Here is an 18270-nt window from a genome sequence, read left to right as displayed (position 1 = left end):
TAAAACGACCAATTTATCGCTGCAAAAATAATCACGAAAGATAAACAGCCCCTAGCCTTCTGCAAAATAAATAATCATTATGTATCCATTGAAATATCGAGAGCGATTTGAAAGAAGTAGAGCTTTGGGTTATGGCTTACTGAATTTTTTGAATTGCTGATTTTGCGTTAAATTCTTTACGCTTGAATTTCGATGCATTAACCGTAAAAGAATCATTCGATAACGACAAAAACAAATCAGAAAAGGTTGATTGTTAAATGAATATTGAAATACCTATATTAGAAACTCTGTTAATTTCACTCATCATTCTTTTTTCAGGATATTACCTGAACAGTAAAATTGCTTTTCTTCGTAATAACAATATTCCAGAACCTGTAGTTGGTGGCATTGTTTTTGCCTTCTTATCCGCTGTGATACATGTAAATTTTGGAATTAACTTGCAATTTGATATGGCGCTAAAAGTACCGCTAATGACAGTGTTTTTTACTACAATTGGCTTAGGTGCCAGTTTCAGTTTACTCAGCAAGGGTGGGCCTAAAGTAGCTTTATTTCTCAGTGTCGCCACTTTTTACGTCTTCATTCAAAATGCCGTTGGAGTCTCTATCGCTGCCGCTACAGGTATGGACCCATTAATGGGATTAATTGGTGGTTCGGTCACTCTTTCTGGTGGACATGGTAATGGCGCAACCTATGCAGATTTATTTATCAGCGAGTTTGGTATGCATGAAAATGTCTTTGAGTTGGCGATGGCAGTTGCAACATTAGGGCTAATTCTGGGCGGGTTAGTGGGCGGGCCTGTCAGTAAGCGATTAATTAAAAAGCATAATCTAAAAGCTGACACCTCATATCATAAAGAGCTAGATGATACCGTTACCTTTGTTCCTGAAGACCATGACTTTGTTAATCCCAAAAAAATGATGGAAACATTATTTGTTATTCTACTATGCATGTGTTTGGGACGCTTAGGTTACGAAGCGCTCAAGTCTATTGATATCGTATTTCCCGCATTTCTTATCCCACTGTTGTTTGGCGTAGTGATTACCAATCTAACCGAATTCACCAAAATATATAAAGTGAGCCGTGCTTGTATTGATTTGTGGGGAACCATGGCGTTATCTATTTTTCTTGCGATGGCATTGATGTCATTAAAAATATGGGAGTTAGTCAGTCTAGCTGGCCCAATGATTTTTATGGTTTTGGTGCAAGCAATAATGCTAATGATTTTTGCCTATTTTATTACCTTCAAAGTGATGGGGAAAGATTACAACGCTGCTATTATGGCAGGTGGGCATTGCGGATTTGGCTTAGGTGCTACGCCAACGGCGGTGGCTAATATGGAGACTTTAGTTTCACGGTATGGATCATCTCCACAAGCTTTTCTCGTCGTCCCCTTAGTCGGTGCTTTTTTCATTGATATTACTAATGCTTTGATTATACAGTTGTATTTAAGTCTGCCATTTGTGAGTGGTTGATTACTTAAATAAAAGTAAAAGGAGCCACTTTTTGAGAAGGATGCTTTGCGTTTAGCCCCTTCAAAAGGGCTGATGCTTACCCTTTATGAACCTAAATAAATTGGTTGAACGCACAATTTACCTTTAATATATTGAAATTAAATACAAAGTTAAATAACCCGGATACGCCCATCAGGTGAGTGCTGAACATTCATATACTTGCCAAAATCACCGCTAGCTGCGATATAAATTTTGCAAGTAGAAACGAAGTAACGACAGTTTTGTTTGTCGGTAACCACTACTTGCTGCTATTCATGCCTTGCTATCAGTAATTTTTTCTGCGTATATGAACGCTCTCAATCGATTTATTTAGGGAGCGCCACGAAGCTGTTGTCCCTGAATTTACGAATTAAAAATCAAAATCTGCTTGCCGCTTTTCAAATTTTCCTGATATTTGATGGAATTTCGTATCATTTCTTCATCGATACCTACAGCATTTACACAGTAACCTTTATCCCCAAAATGATTAACCTAATAAAGTTTCTTCAGTAATACCAATTACAGTAATTAAATGCTCAACTCATAGCTATGTATGTGCTCAAGGTGCAATCGAGATTGATGAAGACATAGTTGCCGATTGTTTCCTACATACAAAACTGTCGTTATTACATTGCTACGTCAAGACAATTTTGAGAAGTATTCTTTATAAACCAAAGTGAGCACATACAAGCTCCCAAAGGGCAAGGCTAAAGGGTTCCATTACCGCGTTACAAGCACTTAAATTATCCTGACAAAAGCACTAAATGCGTTGAAGGCCAGTTTTGTATGGCGGCCGTAGGGAATATAGTACTTCGAGCTTGTGCCTTGCACTGAAACCCTTTAACTCTTGCTGAGTGAGAGAATAATTACTGTAATTGGTGTAAGTGGTTGAACTTTCTTAATATTATTGTTCTCTATCTTTTGCGGTTTCTAGTGAATTTGATATTTAGCATTTGGGCGGCACTTTACCAAAAAGGTGAACATTAGTTTTTTGTGCATTTAGCTCTGCTACTTGTTGATAACCTACCACAGTGTATCTGAATACAATTGAACGCTTCATTCGCAACTTGTCCCTTAAGTATCCTAAAACGATATTTCTGAACCCAAACAATATGGTATTGGCAATACCATAAAACGTGCGATAATTTTTCAAATTTATCATGTTATAGAACTTTGATCTGTTGTGGAGACAACGAAAAAAGTCTTAATATGGGCAGATAGTACAGGCATAGCTTGACGCTGATCACCACGCCCACAGGGCGTGGTTTTTATTATTCAATAAAACCGAAACGGGACGTTCGATGAGATTAAGACACATTGAAATATTTCACGCTATTTACACTACTGGCTCAATTACGAATGCGGCGAAACTGCTGCATGTTTCACAACCTTCTGCCAGTAAAGTGCTGTCCCATGCCGAGCTACAACTCGGCTTTAATCTTTTTGATCGCATCAAAGGCCGACTTATTCCAACTGATGAGGCAAAAATGTTATTTGAGGAAGTTGATAAAATTTATCAGCAAATGTGCTCAATAAAAAATACCGTGCAAAATATCAAAAAATCTGAATTTGGGTGTATTAAACTTGGCGTTACACCAGCTCTCGGTTTTGACGCTATTCCGAATGTTATTGCTAATTACCATCATGATTATCCCAATGTTACGTTTGATGTTCATACCATTCACAATGATGAAATGATGCAATCGTTGCTTGAGCACAAGTGTGACTTGGCTGTTTTATTCTCACCAAGAGAGATGCAAGGTATTACGCAAACCCCTCTAGCAGAATCAGAGCTTGTCATTGTATACCCTAAAGAGATGTTTCCTGACAGTCCAGCCACATTAACCCTTAGTAAGATAAGCGACTGTAAGTTTATTGATATAAGTGACAGTGGTCCTTTAGGTGATATGTTGTGGACTCGGGTTATGGAGGAAGATATTAGTTTTCAATCACTAATTAAAGTACAAACTTATTTTATTGCGGTACGTCTGGTTGCAAGTGGATTAGGGGTTTGTGTAGTGGATAGATATACCGCAGAGGGAAATTTATCAAATGATATTGCCATTGCGTCATTTGAACCTGCACTCACTTTTAGTATCAGTGCAGTCCATTTAGAAAATCGCAGTAAATCAAAAGTAATCGAAGAATTCATACCATATTTAACCCATGGTGTTTCAATAAGTTAAATGCAAACATAACCATCGGTTATGATCGATGAAAATCTTGATTCTTTTAATGCAAGTTCGCTAGGTTAATCTCGAATAATAAAACTTCGCCTATTCCAGCTTTATATTTTAGGAACTTCATTATGCAAATTGCTTCCCCGTATCTTTTATTTATCGGTGATACAACCAATCAACTTTCTATAAAAATGGCATGTAGTGCAGCAGATTGGCGACCAGAACTTTGTGTGGGTGAATACCGTATTGATGGTTGCACCGTGAGTACGGGGATTAAAAAATTAGACATTCGACAAGCGGTAGCGGAAGGTGCTAAATCTTTTATTCTTGGCTTCGCAAACAGCGGTGGTGTCCTTGATAAAAAGTGGTTTCCTTATATCCTAGAAGCCATGGAACAAGGAATGGATATTGTTTCTGGGCTGCACGATAAGTTAACTGACTTTCCTGAACTCGTAGCAAAAGCTGAACAAACCCAACAAAAACTATTAGACATTCGTCAACCGAAATTAGAGTTTGTTACAGGTACTGGAGTAAAGCGGACTGGAAAGCGTTTACTGACAGTTGGGACAGATTGCTCTGTCGGTAAAATGTATACATCGTTAGCTATCGAAAAGTCGATGAAAAAGTTTGGTCTTAATGTTGATTTTCGAGCAACAGGACAATGCGGAATTTTAATCGCGGGTCAAGGGGTAGCAATCGACTGTGTAATTTCAGACTTTCTTTCAGGAGCGTCTGAGTCACTTTCACCAAATAATAGTCCTGAACACTGGGATATTATTGAAGGACAAGGTTCATTATCGCATCCAGCTTTTGCTGGAGTAAGTTTAGGTTTGCTGCACGGCTCTCAACCTGATGCATTAGTCATTTGTCATGATTTAAATCGAACTCACATGCGTGGCTTACCTGACAGCCAATTTCCGAGCATTGAAACCACCATTGCATTGAATTTGCAGGCGGCAAAATTAACCAACCCAAATGTAAAAGTCGTTGGTATAGCCGTAAATACATCAAGTGTGAGCATTGAAGAAGGTCAGCGTATCTGCGCTCAATTAAATGAGCAATTTTCCTTGCCTTGCGTTGATCCACTTCGAGATACAGCTGACAGTATTGCTGCAACGTTGGTTTGAGGAGTTGAACTATGACCAAGTTATATTCTCCAACAATAGCAAACCCAAAAAACATATTTATTAGCCTTGTGCAGCAATCATTGCCGCTTAAAAATATCTTCCGTATTGCTAGAGGAGCTAAAACCCAAGCCGATGTTATTGTTGTCACTCTGCATAGTGATGAATTTACTGGTTGGGCAGAAGCAGTGCCCTATGCGCGCTATCAGGAGACAGTGGAAAGTGTAACGGCACAAATTTTGTCATTAACAGACAATGAACAAACCGTAACGAGTCATAATATCAATGAATTACTTGCTGCATTTCCAGCAGGTGCAGCTAAAAATGCTTTGGATTGTGCGTGGTGGGACTTACAAGCAAAACTCAATAAAATTTCAGTTTGTAGCATGCTAAACCTGAGTCCTGCACAGCCGTGCATAACAGCACAAACATTAAGTATTGATACACCTGAAGCTATGGCGCAGACCGTATCCAAACTCAATAATCCGCCTTTAGTAAAAGTTAAGCTAGACAGCCAAAATATTGTAGAAAAAATGATTGCAATTCGGCAGGCTGCACCCAATAGTGAATTTATTATTGACGCTAATGAAGGTTGGACAATTAAAGATTTAACAGAATGTCACGAACAGTTACATGCATTAAACGTCGTACTAATTGAGCAACCTTTGCCGGCTGGTGAAGATGATGAGTTGCTTCATTTTAACTGCCTCATTCCTCTGTGTGCCGATGAATCGTGTCATACTCGAGCAGATCTTAACTATCTCCAAAACCGTTATCAAGTAGTCAATATTAAATTGGATAAAACTGGTGGATTAACTGAAGCTGTGTTGTTAGCTCATGAAGCAAAAAAGCAGGGGTTTGAATTAATGCTTGGTTGTATGGTGGGTAGCTCACTTGCTATGGCGCCCGCTGCGCTTTTAGTGAACGAAGCTCGGTTTGTAGACTTAGATGGCCCGCTTCTTATTAAAGAAGATCGTCTCAACGGTTTTGAATTTGATCAAGGTGTCATGCAGCCACTTTCAACAACACTTTGGGGTGGAACAACATGCAACAATGAAATAAATAATACCAATGATTAAAGAATCTTCTGCGATAGAAAAATAATCCCTAAAACACCTCCATAAGTGTTTTGGGGATCATTATGTCAATTTAGGAAATCAACTCAAAAATTTACAATAATAGGCGCTGAAATGGTTTCACTTACGCCCAAGTAGGCAGCTTGATGACTCAATGTATTATAAAAGTTAGGTTTTGTTTTTTTACTAAAAGCACTATTCCATTCTATAAGAGCGAAATCATCAATATTAACTTCTACTGTGCCACCATTCACTGACTCGAATTCAGCCAACACTCGAAAACTTTTATAGCCAATTCGAGGGGAATTAAAATCAAGCTCAATATTTTTCCAGTCTGATGCATGTGTAAACTCAACAGTATCAATCAGATGTTTCGGGCTGTTGTTAAAGGCATCAAATAGCTTTTGTCGAGTTTTACGACCCTGCCAATAAAATCTAACTCTCACAGGTGCTTGCACATTAAGTTTAGCCTTTATCGTCATTGCACTACTCGGAGTGTATACCCGTCTAAAGCTTTGCATTCCGAAAGTAGTGATCGATTTTGGCTTCAGTTTTACCTTTAAGCTTCGGCTACCGCTGGCACCAAAGTTGTTTAATGATGTTGCTTGACGATCAAATAACCACCCCCTTTCAGGACTGTCAAACAGAGCAAAACTTTCAAAATCGCTACCGTTAATTAAGTTTGTACCTAAACGGTACATGACGTCAGAACTGGGTAAGGTTACTTGTTTGATGGTTTTATTCCATGGTAATTGATACAGCGGAGTATTTTTTTCATCCTGCGCCAAATGTACGGCGAAACGACTATTTGCAGGCTCGGATTGAATATAGGGCTCAGTTTGATTTTTGCTTGCCAGTTGACGTTTGATTATCCCATGGCCGCCCGACATTAGTATATTAGTGTTTCTTTGCTTTGAAAGCTCTGTCAGACGCTTCATTACAGTGTAACGGTGCATACCCGTAGCCGGGGTTGGTTTATAACCTTTTACATAAATAGGAACGATTTCTGCACGATGAAACTCACCTTCGTCAAGCCATACATATAAAATAAAACTGTGCTGTGTGGCACTGAAATTTTGATCAAAAATAAAGTTCCCCATTGAATAAGCAATCAACTTATTATTGTAAAGCTCTATTCCCTGAGTTACATGGGGGTGATGCGCAATGGCTAAGGCGGCACCTGCATCTAACGCTGATTTTAAGCGCTGTTCGGTGACGCCTGTTGGGTTATCTGCATATTCTTGGCTGCCATGGTATTGTACTATGGTGGTTCTTTCTTGAGAAACTTGCTTCCTTACTGACTGCAATATATTTTTCATTGTGCCATAAGCTGCACCACCATGTTGATGAGTAGCCGTTTGGCTTGGTTTTTTACTGCCTTCCCAACCGACATAACCCAGCATCGCAAAATTAATATCATTAATTGTTTCTGTGTGGGCTTGTAATGCTGACTGCTCATTAATGCCAGCACCAGAATACCCTAAGAGACTATTATCTAAGAAGGTCAGGGTCGACTGCAAGCCTGACTCTAAATAGTCGTAAGTATGATTATTACCCAAAGAAACATAATCGACACCAGCCCATATTAAGGCATCCAGCACTTCTGGCTGAGAATAAAAGGTGACAGATTTTTGGGCGCGCTTCTCTGGTTTTTTATCCGCTACCTGTGTTTCTAAATTAACCGCAGCATAGTCAGCTAAACTCATATAGGGTTTAATATGTTGAACAATGGCTTTGCTGTCAGCGAGTTTATTGTTTGAGTTTATTAATACTTCATCGCCAAAATAAGGCTTGTAAAATCGACGTCCCATCATCACATCACCAGCAAATGCCAACATGACCCGTTTTTTAACTTTTATTACTAAGCTAATATCAAAAATAGTTGCTGTTTGTTGCTGCTCTTTGGCAAGTTCATAATGACTAAACGTTTGAATACTAGAAAAGTAGTTGGGGTGTGATAATTGAATTTCGTAACTTCTTGACTGTGAAGTGTTTATTGTAAATAAGCCATCAGTGGTGCTTTTTATACTATCATCTGAAACTGCAATTACTACGTCAGATATCGGGCTCCCGTATTCATCTATAACTTTGCCACTTATCGTCATGTTTTTTTCAGCAGAGCTGATAAAACTGATAAAAAACAAAATAGTACCAAAAAAAAATCTCATGCCAATTCCTAACAATAGTTTCTTTAATGGTCTATTGTAATTAACCAATAAAGCAATAGCTTATTCTACTCATGAAATACCCCATAATCTAAGGTTATACCTTAGCTTACAGTCACTAAAATGGTAGCTACTCAATAAGTTGTGGTAGTTCGAGCACCTTGCAGCACCAAGTCTCCCAGTAAAGGGATGGTATTTTTAAGAGAAAGCCTGTCATTTAAAAACGCCCAAAATGACAAGTTTTGTTTTTGGCAGGTTTTGCGCAAACTCGAAAAGGTGTCTCGACATTGGCGTCCTAAATCACTTCTTGTTCCACCACTTACTTTTCGCCTTTTGACATGTTCTCGCAAATCGTTTTCACTGCCGTTGGTATGTATCGGAATTTCAGGCCGTTCCAGCACTCGAAGTAGAGATGATTTATGTTTGTGCAGTCGTTTTAGTTGTTGATTCAAGGTTTGATAGCTGGTCTTTTGCGTAAAAATATCATCAAATCTTTTAGAGAGTTGTTCTGCTTTTTTGGCACAAGGCTAAACTTTATAACATTTAAGCTCACGGTAAAAATCCCAAATCTCATTTCTCACTTTTTTGATATCGCTCCGATGCTCAGGGCAAAGTGGAATTAGGTTGTGAATGAGCCTTTCTGCATGAACCTAGCACAACGCATGAATGAGTACTTTAAATTGTCCTGCACCATCACTGACAACAACCAAGGATTCGATAGGTTGCACTTCAAGAGCCTGAGCAAATAACGCCCCTTCGGTCGCCCATCGCATATGACAGTCAGAGGAAAAGCCTAGCTGTTGTAAATGCTCTTGTCATAGTGCTTCGTTATTAAAAAATTGACATGGATGATTGGCAAGACTTTTCCGCTGTGCAATGGGTAATTTTTTTTGTTTCATGTAATTCAGCGCAGCCGTATTAATGCGATATCCGAGTTGGTCTGCGCACAGCAAGGACAAGAAATTTACTCGACTTTTACTTCTTGAACTTTGAAACCAAGCAAAAAGCTCATTACCTATATGAGTGACAAAGCCATTTTTGCCTTGATGGCGTCCACCTGTATCGTCAGTCGTGATGTAACCGGTACTGCCTAGCCCTTTGTTCAGTAAATCATCCTTTTCTTGATGAAAGTCATCATATTTTTCTGATAACAAACGGTTAAGTTGGCCTGCTGAAATATCAACGCCCCATTCTCTGAGTTGCTCAAGCAGTAGTGACTGAGTCACTTGGCAATGATGGTGTTGATACAGCACATAAGTTCTTAATGTTGTACCAAAGTGCGAGCCTTTGAGCTCTGCAGGGAGTTGACCTGACACTATGGAGCCATCCGCAAGACGATAGCGAGCCATCTTGTAACAAGTGTTGATGTTGTTAATTTCGATGTTTTGAACAACAAATGTTTTATAGCCGATGAATTGAGCGTTTGATGGAATATGAGCTTCAGGCTCTATGACTTTTTCATTATGAATTTGTAGGTTGGCCGTTTTACTGCGCTTTCCTTTTCGCTTGCTAAACTTCCCTTTGTTAGAGCCGTTTTCATCGTTATCAGGGTCAGTATTATCGTCCATACCACTGGGTTTGAACTTGGGTTTCTTTTTCTGATTTTTAAGCTCTTTGATTTCATCTTCTAAAATTTGAACACGCTCAGAAAGCTCTACAATAGTTTGTTGTAGAGTTTCGACAGCAGGACGACATTCAGGGCAACTGAATCAGATAAATCAGGAATTTTTAGCTTCAAAATCAAGTGAAAGAATTAAACTTGATGAAAGTATGAAGCCTTAAAATAAGCAGTCAAATTGATCGCACGATCGTTACAAAGTCTTACAAATTGTCGGCTTACCACAACTTATTGAGCAATTACCAGGCTGTACGTTCAGCCGATTTATTTAGGCCAAAGTTCCATATAGGAATTACTAAATTAATGTTGTCGATTAGACATTGATGAACAATCTTATCGAAATAAGATAAGATATCACCTTCAAGAGTCCAATGTGCTGAACCACTTTTACATAGGCATTTAAAGCATTGTGAAATAGCATCAGCGGTGTTGCGGTTAGGGCGAAACTTGTAGTTGTTTGCATCGGCAACGGTTTCAAATATTGGCTCCAGTGTAAGTAGATGTAACGCTTGTTGCGCTCTACCTACCATACAGGGAATGCCTAATGATCTGAATATACCGCTTTACTACCATTGTTTTGTGATACTAATTTCACAGCAAGCAATTTCGCTGATAAGTATTATCGATTATTCAATATCGAGGGGCTCGGGAGATAAAATCATTCCGGTATTATCAGCATAAACATGATCGCCAGGCAAGAAACTAACACCGCCGAAGTTTACTGGCACATCAATTTCACCTATTCCATGATCATCAGCACCAATCGGAATTGAGGCGAGAGCTTGGATACCAATATCTAACTCTTCTAGTGCATCAACATCGCGTACTGAACCATAAACAATAATACCTTCCCAATTGTTGTTTACCGCCAGCTCTCCCACGTTAACGTCAATTAATGCACGTCTTAATGAACCACCGCCATCAACTAATAAGACCTGACCGGTACCATCCTCACTCAATGCTTTCGCTAAGAGTCCATTATCTTCAAAACACTTAACAGTAACGATAGAGCCGCCAAATGAGCTGCAGCTTCCATAATTACTAAACATAGGTTCGACAACATCGATAACATCTAAATACATGTCACAAAGTTCTGATGTGTTGTATTCCATATTCCTACTCCTGAAGAGTCCCAGCTAAACAAGCTGTTGATTGTGGGATGGTGTGGTGAATCACTGCAGTATAACTCTAATTTTACACAAATTGCAGATACCTAATTTGAGATCTATGTATTGAATTGATGTAACTCAATAAATTTGCTTTAAGCGTCATCAGTCAACGCTTTTTTTAACTGAATTGCAACTTTTATTGCTTAAAATTTGTTAAGTTGAGCACATGAAATTGATTAAATATGACGTGCGTCATTAATTTACGTTTTTTTATTACGAACTATTGAAGGGCGTTGCTATCATGTCCGCAGTTAGTCATTAATTTAATAATAAACAAGCTCTAGGGGCACGGATCCCCCGTACAGCTCTCGGAAGATAATGGGCGAGCAGAGGTGTTAGATGGAAGCGTTAAATATAGTAGAACTTATTGGTTATTCAGCATCAGTTATGGTGGCCATTTCATTAATGATGAAAGATATTGTTAAATTAAGAAGCCTTAATTTCATTGGTTGTGCACTTTTTTCTGCATATGGCGTTGCCATCGAAGCGTGGCCTGTGGCTGGTATGAATGCTTTTATCGCATGCATTAATGTTTATTATTTGGTAAAAATGTACCGTGCTAAAACGCTGGCACCAGCTGAAGCTTAGTATTATTTGCTTAGAGTCCCATTGTTGGGACTCTAAATTATTCCTGCGTCAAATCCTCTTCAATTTTCTGCATCTACTTTCCTGTCACAAAACTTTCTTTGCACGGTAACTGATCCGTCATATCTCACTACTACCTTTAAAAAGGTGAAATACGAAACGTGTTGGTATGAGCTAGGAGCGTTACTAATGCTGAATATGATTAGTGAGTTTGATAAGCGAAGCTTTTTAGCGATTGGACGTGTTGTTCATCAACAGCAATTAAGCCGTAAAGCAAAGCTTATATCATCAAGCGGTGATGGACCACTGTATTTGTTAGTCGCGGTGTTTTTTTTGCTTTTTAGTTCGAAAGGCCAGCAACTTTTTGATCTCATAATAACAAGTTTTTTGCTTGAATTACCCTTGTATTTTTTGCTTAAAAACAGTGTCAGACGTGTACGGCCTTGTCATTCATTTACTCATGTTCAATTGGATTTTGAGCCGTCGGATAAGTTTAGTTTACCTTCTGGACACACTGCTGCGGCCTTCGTAATGGCTACATCGGTGTATATTATTTTTCCTATTATTGGAATTTTTTGTTTTATTTGGGCCGTCATGATTGGTGTATCACGAGTGGCATTAACGGTTCACTATCCAACTGACATTATTGCTGGTGCCGCGCTTGGTGTCAGCTCGGTGTTTGTAGTTTTATAGATATTTAACCTAAAAACATCAGTTGAACGCTGAGTATACGAGTAACTGTTTGAGCAATACGATGATTTTATCATCATGGCTTTCACCCAATGAGTGAAGCGCTCTACGCTCGCAAGCTTGCTAAAATGACTGCTATCTGCGTTGTAACTTTTGCAAGTAGAATAACTGCTTGCTGCAAGCTACGCCTTAATATCAGCCATTTTCTCTACGCTTGAGAACGCAGTCAACTGATGTTTCTAGGTTTAAAGTTATACCCGTCTATTGAGTTCAACAAGGTTACTTATGAGAATACTTTATGGTGTGCAAGGTACAGGTAATGGACACCTTAGCAGAGCCAGAGTGATGGCTGAGGCGCTGAAAAAAACCGACATTCATGTTGACTATTTGTTTAGCGGGCGTAATGCCAACGATTTTTTTGATATGGAAGCATTTGGTAACTATCAAGTTATGCGTGGATTGACCTTCGTGAGCCGCGCTGGAAAAATCAATATTCCTCGCACAATCATGGAAAATTTGTCCACTTCAATATTTAAAGATATTTCAGCACTTGATGTGAGTGACTATGATTTAGTTTTGAATGACTTTGAGCCAGTAACGGCATGGGCAGCGAGAAAACAAGGCATTCCTTCGTTTGGTGTCAGCCATCAAGCTTCCCTTAATTACCCCGTACCTAAAACGGGTAATAATTGGTTTAACGAATCTTTACTCAAATATTTTGCGCCTGTCGATAACGCTCTCGGTTGTCATTGGCATCACTTTGGTTTTCCTATTTTGCCTCCGTTTGTTGATGTTAAACATCAGGATGTTGAATTTGCGCATCAAATTGTGGTTTACCTTCCTTTCGAAGCGCCTGAAGATATTGTGGATTACTTATCTCCCTACCAAAATTATCAGTTTCTGGTATATCACAGTGGTGAAGCACCACGAACGGTTCCTGAACACATTATTTGGAGTGGTTTCGATAGAGAAGGGTTTAAACAAAACCTCGCACAGTGTGGTGGCGTTATGTGTAATGCTGGCTTTGAATTGGTGAGTGAAGCACTTACGCTTGGCAAAAAAATATTGGTTAAACCCTTATTAGGGCAGTTTGAGCAGTTGTCGAATGTTGCAGCGCTGGAGTTATTGGCTGCCGCCACTTCCATGATGACACTCGATAATTTGGTGTTAGAGCGATGGCTTAAAGCGCCGTCACCCGAACCTATTCATTACCCTGAAGTGGCTGATTCTTTGGTAGAGTGGTTGCAAAAAGGTGATTGGGAGCAACAAGAACAGTTGTGTAATCAGCTTTGGGATCAGGTCAAACTGCCTGATAGCTGGAAAAAATAAATTATTCGATTTTGATTAACGTCGCTGTAGTTATGTTTTTGATATTATCAAAATTACATTTAGATAAATTTAAGGGAAGTTTTGCTTGGTTGACATCAGCATTACTCAAGTTGCTATTATCAAAATGAGCACCGGTTAAATCAGCTTGTTGTAGGTTGGTATTAGCTAGGTTTGCTTTAGTTAAATTAGCGCCCACAAGTTTGGCTTGGTGCAAGTTTAAACCTGATAAGTTTGCGCCAGTTAAATTGCAGTGACTAAAGTCTGTTCCAACGAGTATTGCACCCGAAAAATCCACACATCTCAAGTCCAGCCCTTGCAAGTTTGCATAAGACAGATCAGCTCCTTTCAGCGTGGCCCCTTTAATTACACAATCGCTAAAATCAGTTTCATTTAGCTTAGCGTCACTGAAATCAGCAAAGCTGAGATCAGCGCCTGCAAAAAATGTTTTACTGCAATTTGCTGATTTGAAGATAGCACTCATTAATAATGCGTTTCGAAAATTTCCCTTTTTAAGCTGAGCACCTGTGAAATCAGCAAGTTTCAAAGATGCTTTTACGAATAAAGCACCATCTAAAACTGCACAAGTAAATGTACTTTTTGGTGCTAAAGCTCTTGAGAAGTCAGCGTCAAGTATATGAGACTGATGAAATCTGGCGCCTTCAAGCTGTGCCTGCTTAAAACTGCAAGAATTTAGCAAGCAACTATTAAAATGAATGTAGTGAGCGTTAATATACGAAAAGTTGCCATACATTATTTTGCATTTAATAAATTCAGCGTAATGTAAGGTGGCATCAGAAAATACAACCGAAGTCATTATATTGTCATTAAATTTGCTTAATTCACATTGTGATTCCAACCAGTTTGAACGTTGCAAATCACTGTTTGTAAAAATTGTGCGTTGCGCTGATACGCTTTTAAAGCTGCTGTAACCAGCTTTCATCGATGTGACTACACTATCGTCTATATTTGCTCTGTCACAATTCGCTTTATACATCTGGTTACCAGTCCAAGTGCATGCTTTCATTTGAATGCCAGCCAAAATACAATGATCAAGATTTAACCCATGAAATGTGGCACCACCAACATTGATGTATACAGGTTTAATGATAGGAGGGTGTCTATGGGATGCAGAGCAAACCTCAAGTCTAACGTAATTTAAATCGTATTCGCTTGAAGATATCGTAAATAGATGCTGTTGAGAATTACAACAAGAAGCTCGGAGGGAAACAAAAGCAATAAAGGTGTCGTTGCCACTAGACAGTTCATCATGTTTAACTATTTTTTCAATTAATGCTTGTTGTTGATTTTCAAACGAAGAGCAACTTAACTTTCTGCTTAATTTTTTGACGATTTGTGTCGTCGAATCAGTTGAATTGTTGTCAGAGACTCTAAACTCATGTGAGCAAATTTGAGTACCACGTGAGTGTATGACTGTCAGCATATTTTGGCCTTACTCTACAGTTTGATCTTAATCCTCAACGGATAGTACTTATTCAGCTAATGCCAAATATGTTCTCGGATTTAGAGCGTAAATAAGAATATGTGAGGCTATGTAAGCGTGGCGTTAATGTAAAGTAAAGTGAAGATGAATTAACCTAGCCGTTATTATTTGTTTAGGTAAGAAACGGCTGCCGTTAACGCAAATTCATAACCTTGTGCCCCCAAGCCGCAGATAACACCTTGTGCTTTATCAGAAAAATAAGAATGCTGCCGGAAAGGCTCTCTTGCATGAACATTTGATAGATGTACTTCAATGAATGGAATATCAACACCAACCAAGGCATCTCGAATAGCTACGCTGGTGTGAGTATATGCTGCCGGATTAATGATAATAAACTCAGCATCCGAGTTATGAATAGCATCTACCAGCTCATGTTCAGCGTTAGATTGTAAGTGCTCAAGAACGACTTCATTTTGCTCAGCTTGAATCAGCAAATTGCTTACAATCTCGCCTAAGGTTTGCTGGCCGTAATGTTGTGGTTCTCTGCGGCCTAATAAGTTGAGGTTAGGGCCATTTAAGAGCAGAATTTTGCTTCGCTGAGTCATACATTACCTGATAATACAGTTGATTAAATTAATAGCTTACTCGGATATAAAAGCTTTTCAAGTGCTGTATTTATATTTAAATGAGGGCGTGTTTCGAACATCAATACGAAACTTTGCCACGCAATTTTTTTGTGCTGCTTTTCATCGTCTTGTTGTCCATTCTTTTACGTTGTGAGCTTTTTGTCGGTTTGGTTGGACGTCGTGCTTTTTGGATTGTAGTCGCCGAAATAATAATTTCCTTAAGGCGACGCAATGCATCTTCTTTATTCATTTCTTGTGTGCGGTGAGATTGTGACTTAATGATGATCACGCCATCAGCGGTAATACGACTGTCTGATAATTCTAATAGTCGTTCTTTGTAGAATGCTGGCAAAGATGAGTTATTGATATCAAATCGTAAATGAATTGCGGTAGCCACCTTATTAACACGCTGACCACCACTACCTTGCGAACGAATCGCGCTCAGCTCGATTTCCCAAGCATCTAAAGTCACATTGTTAGATATTTCGAGCATAAAACGATCCATTCCCTTGTGCTGAATTGTGTCACAGTGCCAGCTAAAAACAGTTGCTATTAAAATTGCGATAGGTAAAGTATCCTCACAATTATACCTTTTTTCCTCGACAGACGTTAGGTTTGATGACACAAATTCGTTTTCCCACATTGATGATGATATTCGTATTGTTGCTGCAATTTGTTGCGGCAAACGTTGGCGCACATCAGTTGCATGAAAGTGTTCATCAACAAGAAAACGACAGCCATGTTCATTTACTATTGGATGTCAATGATTGGAATCCAAATGCACATCAGTGCCTTAATGAGATTGAATCTTGGCAACTTGTCTTAATGTCTGATTCACATGATGATGCTGAAGCTCATCCTACTGAGCCAGAAAATACTTTTGATCTGTGTTTGGATTGCCAGTGTCATGGTATGTATGTCACCTTACGTTCTTTGACTGACAGTGATTCGGTATTTTTTGGCACACTGAATAAACCTATCTTTGCTACTTTGTATTTCCCTCCCGAAAACGCACCAACTTACCGCCCTCCTATTGTCTAATACCATTTATTAAACATCCCTTTGGGCCGTTTGATTTTTAAGCGAGTCGAGTAGATGGGATTATAAAATAGAATGAGTCGAAGAGATCTGTCTAATGCTTGCTGATCTAGATTTTTGATATATAAAAATTCGACTCATTTATCTGTGCTATACAAGTCACAGCAGGATCTGTGATTCAACCTAAATAAATCGGTTGGGAGCGTTCATATACGCAGAAAAAATTTCTGATAGCAAGGCATGAATAGCAGCAAGTAGTGGTTACCGACAAACAAAACTGTCGTTACTTCGTTTTTACTTGCAAAATTTATCACGCAGCTAGCGGTGATTTTGTCAAGTATATGAATGTTCAGCACTCACCTGATGGGTGAATTCGGGTTATTTAATTTTGTACTTAATTTCAATATATTAAAGTTAAATTGTGCATTCAACCGATTTATTTAGGTTCAAGGTTACGGGTAGCAATTGGCGAAATTAAGCCATTGCTGACGTGAGGTAAGTATATGAAACAAATAACATCGACATCGCCTTGGAAAGTTTCCAATATTACGCTAGCCATTTTATTGAGCCTAAGCTTGGGAGTGAGTGCTTATGCCACAGCAGGCAACAATAAACACTCAGAGACACATGAGACACATGAGGATCATGCTGATGAAGCGCCTCATGATGCAGAGTCTCATGACGAATCATTGCAACTCACAGAGCAGCAAATGAAAGTAGCTGGCATAAGCGTTCAATCTCTCAACAGTGATACCTTAAATCTAAACAAGCTTGATATTCAGCACATGGCGATTGCTAACTTGGTGGTCAATCGCAATCAAACCGCGATTATTGATCCTCAGCTTGATGTCAGAGTGCTCGAAAGACACATAGTGCCGGGTCAAGAAGTCAAAAAAGGCAGTGTGTTGTTAACCTTGGACGGAACAGAAGTCGCTAGGGCGCAAGCGGATTACATCAACGCTGCGAAAGAGTGGGACAGAGTTAAACGCTTGACTAAAAGTTCCATCAGTGAAAGTCAGCGTCAACAGACGGAGGTCGATGCACAGCTGAAGAAAGCCATTTTGCTCTCGATTAACATGACGCCTTTTCAAATTGCTCAGCTTAAAACCTCTCCTAAACTCGTGGGAAGTTTCAAACTGCTCGCTCCAATTAATGGCCGTATTCAGCAAGATACCAGCATGTTGGGGCAAATAAATAAAGCGACTGAGCCCTTATTGCAGCTCACTGACGAGTCCAGTTTGTGGGTTGAAGCAGAATTAACTCCTGCCCAATCAAAAGATCTTAAAATTGATGGGAAAGCCTTAGTCAGAGTTGGAGAAAACCTACTTGCTGGCACCATTATTGGGCGTTCCCATGAATTGGATAAAATTACTCGTACTGAAAAGGTGTTGCTGAGTATTAACAATGTTGAGCATAAACTACATGCCGGCCAATTTGCAGAGTTGTATTTTTCAGCAGATCAAGGCGGAGACTTAGACGGTATTGTGGTGCCTGATGCAGCACTGACTCGAAGCAGTGACGGTGATTGGCAAGTGTTTTTGAAAGACGCTGACGGATTTGAAGCCATAGAAGTCGAAGTCGTTGAAAGCCAGCGAGGATTAAACTTGATCCGCAGCTCTAAGCTCGCGTATGCACGACAAGAGAATGCTGACATTGTGGTTTCAGGGGCATTTTTCTTAGCGTCTGAACAAGCAAAATCTGGTTTTGACATACACGCTCATTAAGCCGCGGTAGGATAA

General features: G+C 39.3%; 17 protein-coding genes and 1 pseudogene. 9 read left to right on the top strand and 9 right to left on the bottom strand.

Going from position 1 to position 18270, the window contains the following annotated elements; translation table 11 throughout:
• The first annotated feature begins 257 nt into the window (after positions 1–257).
• From gltS to dgcA, 4 genes are all read left to right on the top strand, one after another.
• Entirely contained in the window at positions 258–1472 is a 1215-nt protein-coding gene (gene gltS / locus E2I05_RS02350; RefSeq protein WP_121854544.1) for a sodium/glutamate symporter, read from the top strand.
• Between the two features lie 1319 nt (positions 1473–2791).
• Positions 2792–3676, top strand: a complete 885-nt coding sequence (locus E2I05_RS02340) for a LysR family transcriptional regulator (protein ID WP_121854543.1) — start codon at positions 2792–2794, stop codon at positions 3674–3676.
• 122 nt (positions 3677–3798) lie between these two features.
• Entirely contained in the window at positions 3799–4797 is a 999-nt protein-coding gene (gene dgcN, locus E2I05_RS02335; RefSeq protein WP_121854542.1) for an N-acetyltransferase DgcN, read from the top strand.
• Between the two features lie 11 nt (positions 4798–4808).
• Complete coding sequence (gene dgcA, locus E2I05_RS02330; RefSeq protein WP_121854541.1) at positions 4809–5873, top strand: N-acetyl-D-Glu racemase DgcA; 1065 nt, start codon at positions 4809–4811, stop codon at positions 5871–5873.
• Between the two features lie 83 nt (positions 5874–5956).
• On the opposite strand, the gene E2I05_RS02325 is transcribed toward dgcA, so the two are convergent.
• The 6 genes and pseudogenes from E2I05_RS02325 to rraA form a co-directional block, all read right to left on the bottom strand.
• Entirely contained in the window at positions 5957–8038 is a 2082-nt protein-coding gene (locus E2I05_RS02325; RefSeq protein ID WP_121854540.1) for a CapA family protein, read from the bottom strand.
• A gap of 131 nt (positions 8039–8169) precedes the next feature.
• Positions 8170–8529, bottom strand: a pseudogene (locus E2I05_RS22240) (IS66 family transposase); the annotation flags it as partial.
• A 156-nt stretch (positions 8530–8685) separates the two neighbouring features.
• Positions 8686–8808, bottom strand: a complete 123-nt coding sequence (locus tag E2I05_RS22730) for a hypothetical protein (RefSeq protein ID WP_279387040.1) — start codon at positions 8806–8808, stop codon at positions 8686–8688.
• Positions 8809–8850: 42 nt separating this feature from the next.
• Positions 8851–9603 carry a hypothetical protein gene (locus E2I05_RS22235; protein WP_218939893.1) on the bottom strand — a complete coding sequence of 251 codons (753 nt, stop codon included), beginning with the start codon at positions 9601–9603 and terminating at the stop codon, positions 8851–8853.
• A 289-nt stretch (positions 9604–9892) separates the two neighbouring features.
• Positions 9893–10183: an RNA-dependent RNA polymerase family protein gene (locus E2I05_RS02315; RefSeq protein WP_121854728.1), complete on the bottom strand. Its 291-nt coding sequence runs from the start codon at positions 10181–10183 to the stop codon at positions 9893–9895.
• A 96-nt stretch (positions 10184–10279) separates the two neighbouring features.
• On the bottom strand, positions 10280–10765 hold the full coding sequence (rraA, locus tag E2I05_RS02310) for a ribonuclease E activity regulator RraA (protein WP_121854729.1): 486 nt from the start codon (positions 10763–10765) through the stop codon (positions 10280–10282).
• A gap of 396 nt (positions 10766–11161) precedes the next feature.
• Between rraA and E2I05_RS02305 the strand changes: the two genes are divergently transcribed.
• The 3 genes from E2I05_RS02305 to E2I05_RS02295 all read left to right on the top strand — a co-directional run bounded on the left by E2I05_RS02305 (position 11162) and on the right by E2I05_RS02295 (position 13426).
• Positions 11162–11410: a YgjV family protein gene (locus E2I05_RS02305; RefSeq protein WP_121854730.1), complete on the top strand. Its 249-nt coding sequence runs from the start codon at positions 11162–11164 to the stop codon at positions 11408–11410.
• A 186-nt stretch (positions 11411–11596) separates the two neighbouring features.
• Positions 11597–12100 carry a phosphatase PAP2 family protein gene (locus tag E2I05_RS02300; RefSeq protein WP_121854731.1) on the top strand — a complete coding sequence of 168 codons (504 nt, stop codon included), beginning with the start codon at positions 11597–11599 and terminating at the stop codon, positions 12098–12100.
• A gap of 282 nt (positions 12101–12382) precedes the next feature.
• The gene (locus E2I05_RS02295) at positions 12383–13426 is read left to right on the top strand and encodes an MJ1255/VC2487 family glycosyltransferase (protein ID WP_121854732.1); all 1044 of its coding nucleotides are present in this window, start codon (positions 12383–12385) and stop codon (positions 13424–13426) included.
• Position 13427: 1 nt separating this feature from the next.
• Here the strand turns inward: E2I05_RS02295 and E2I05_RS02290 are convergent, their stop codons facing one another.
• The 3 genes from E2I05_RS02290 to arfB form a co-directional block, all read right to left on the bottom strand.
• Positions 13428–14867 (bottom strand): pentapeptide repeat-containing protein, encoded by a 1440-nt coding sequence (locus E2I05_RS02290; RefSeq protein WP_121854733.1) that lies wholly within the window; start codon positions 14865–14867, stop codon positions 13428–13430.
• Positions 14868–15031: 164 nt separating this feature from the next.
• Positions 15032–15472, bottom strand: coding sequence for a type II 3-dehydroquinate dehydratase (gene aroQ, locus E2I05_RS02285; RefSeq protein ID WP_121854734.1), 441 nt, complete (start codon positions 15470–15472; stop codon positions 15032–15034).
• A gap of 100 nt (positions 15473–15572) precedes the next feature.
• A complete protein-coding gene (arfB, locus tag E2I05_RS02280) occupies positions 15573–15986 on the bottom strand; it encodes an alternative ribosome rescue aminoacyl-tRNA hydrolase ArfB (RefSeq protein WP_121854735.1) in 414 nt (137 codons plus the stop codon).
• Positions 15987–16111: 125 nt separating this feature from the next.
• Here arfB and E2I05_RS02275 point away from each other — a divergent pair, with 125 nt between their 5' ends.
• The gene (locus E2I05_RS02275; RefSeq protein ID WP_121854736.1) at positions 16112–16534 is read left to right on the top strand and encodes a hypothetical protein; all 423 of its coding nucleotides are present in this window, start codon (positions 16112–16114) and stop codon (positions 16532–16534) included.
• Between the two features lie 500 nt (positions 16535–17034).
• Positions 17035–18255, top strand: coding sequence for an efflux RND transporter periplasmic adaptor subunit (locus E2I05_RS02270; protein ID WP_121854737.1), 1221 nt, complete (start codon positions 17035–17037; stop codon positions 18253–18255).
• Positions 18256–18270 lie beyond the last annotated feature (15 nt).

The sequence above is a fragment of the Parashewanella spongiae genome, from assembly GCF_004358345.1.
Classification (GTDB): Bacteria; Pseudomonadota; Gammaproteobacteria; order Enterobacterales; family Shewanellaceae; genus Parashewanella; species Parashewanella spongiae.
This window is presented reverse-complemented; position numbering and strand designations above follow the sequence as displayed.

What these genes read in the sequence shown, in the direction of transcription:
- gltS (WP_121854544.1), top strand. Translation starts at nt 258, where the DNA reads ATGAATATTGAAATACCTATATTAGAAACTCTGTTAATTTCACTCATC.
- E2I05_RS02340 (WP_121854543.1), top strand. Translation starts at nt 2,792, where the DNA reads ATGAGATTAAGACACATTGAAATATTTCACGCTATTTACACTACTGGC.
- dgcN (WP_121854542.1), top strand. Translation starts at nt 3,799, where the DNA reads ATGCAAATTGCTTCCCCGTATCTTTTATTTATCGGTGATACAACCAAT.
- dgcA (WP_121854541.1), top strand. Translation starts at nt 4,809, where the DNA reads ATGACCAAGTTATATTCTCCAACAATAGCAAACCCAAAAAACATATTT.
- E2I05_RS02325 (WP_121854540.1), bottom strand. Translation starts at nt 8,038, where the DNA reads ATGAGATTTTTTTTTGGTACTATTTTGTTTTTTATCAGTTTTATCAGC.
- E2I05_RS22730 (WP_279387040.1), bottom strand. Translation starts at nt 8,808, where the DNA reads ATGCGATGGGCGACCGAAGGGGCGTTATTTGCTCAGGCTCTTGAAGTG.
- E2I05_RS22235 (WP_218939893.1), bottom strand. Translation starts at nt 9,603, where the DNA reads ATGGACGATAATACTGACCCTGATAACGATGAAAACGGCTCTAACAAA.
- E2I05_RS02315 (WP_121854728.1), bottom strand. Translation starts at nt 10,183, where the DNA reads ATGGTAGGTAGAGCGCAACAAGCGTTACATCTACTTACACTGGAGCCA.
- rraA (WP_121854729.1), bottom strand. Translation starts at nt 10,765, where the DNA reads ATGGAATACAACACATCAGAACTTTGTGACATGTATTTAGATGTTATC.
- E2I05_RS02305 (WP_121854730.1), top strand. Translation starts at nt 11,162, where the DNA reads ATGGAAGCGTTAAATATAGTAGAACTTATTGGTTATTCAGCATCAGTT.
- E2I05_RS02300 (WP_121854731.1), top strand. Translation starts at nt 11,597, where the DNA reads ATGCTGAATATGATTAGTGAGTTTGATAAGCGAAGCTTTTTAGCGATT.
- E2I05_RS02295 (WP_121854732.1), top strand. Translation starts at nt 12,383, where the DNA reads ATGAGAATACTTTATGGTGTGCAAGGTACAGGTAATGGACACCTTAGC.
- E2I05_RS02290 (WP_121854733.1), bottom strand. Translation starts at nt 14,867, where the DNA reads ATGCTGACAGTCATACACTCACGTGGTACTCAAATTTGCTCACATGAG.
- aroQ (WP_121854734.1), bottom strand. Translation starts at nt 15,472, where the DNA reads ATGACTCAGCGAAGCAAAATTCTGCTCTTAAATGGCCCTAACCTCAAC.
- arfB (WP_121854735.1), bottom strand. Translation starts at nt 15,986, where the DNA reads ATGCTCGAAATATCTAACAATGTGACTTTAGATGCTTGGGAAATCGAG.
- E2I05_RS02275 (WP_121854736.1), top strand. Translation starts at nt 16,112, where the DNA reads ATGACACAAATTCGTTTTCCCACATTGATGATGATATTCGTATTGTTG.
- E2I05_RS02270 (WP_121854737.1), top strand. Translation starts at nt 17,035, where the DNA reads ATGAAACAAATAACATCGACATCGCCTTGGAAAGTTTCCAATATTACG.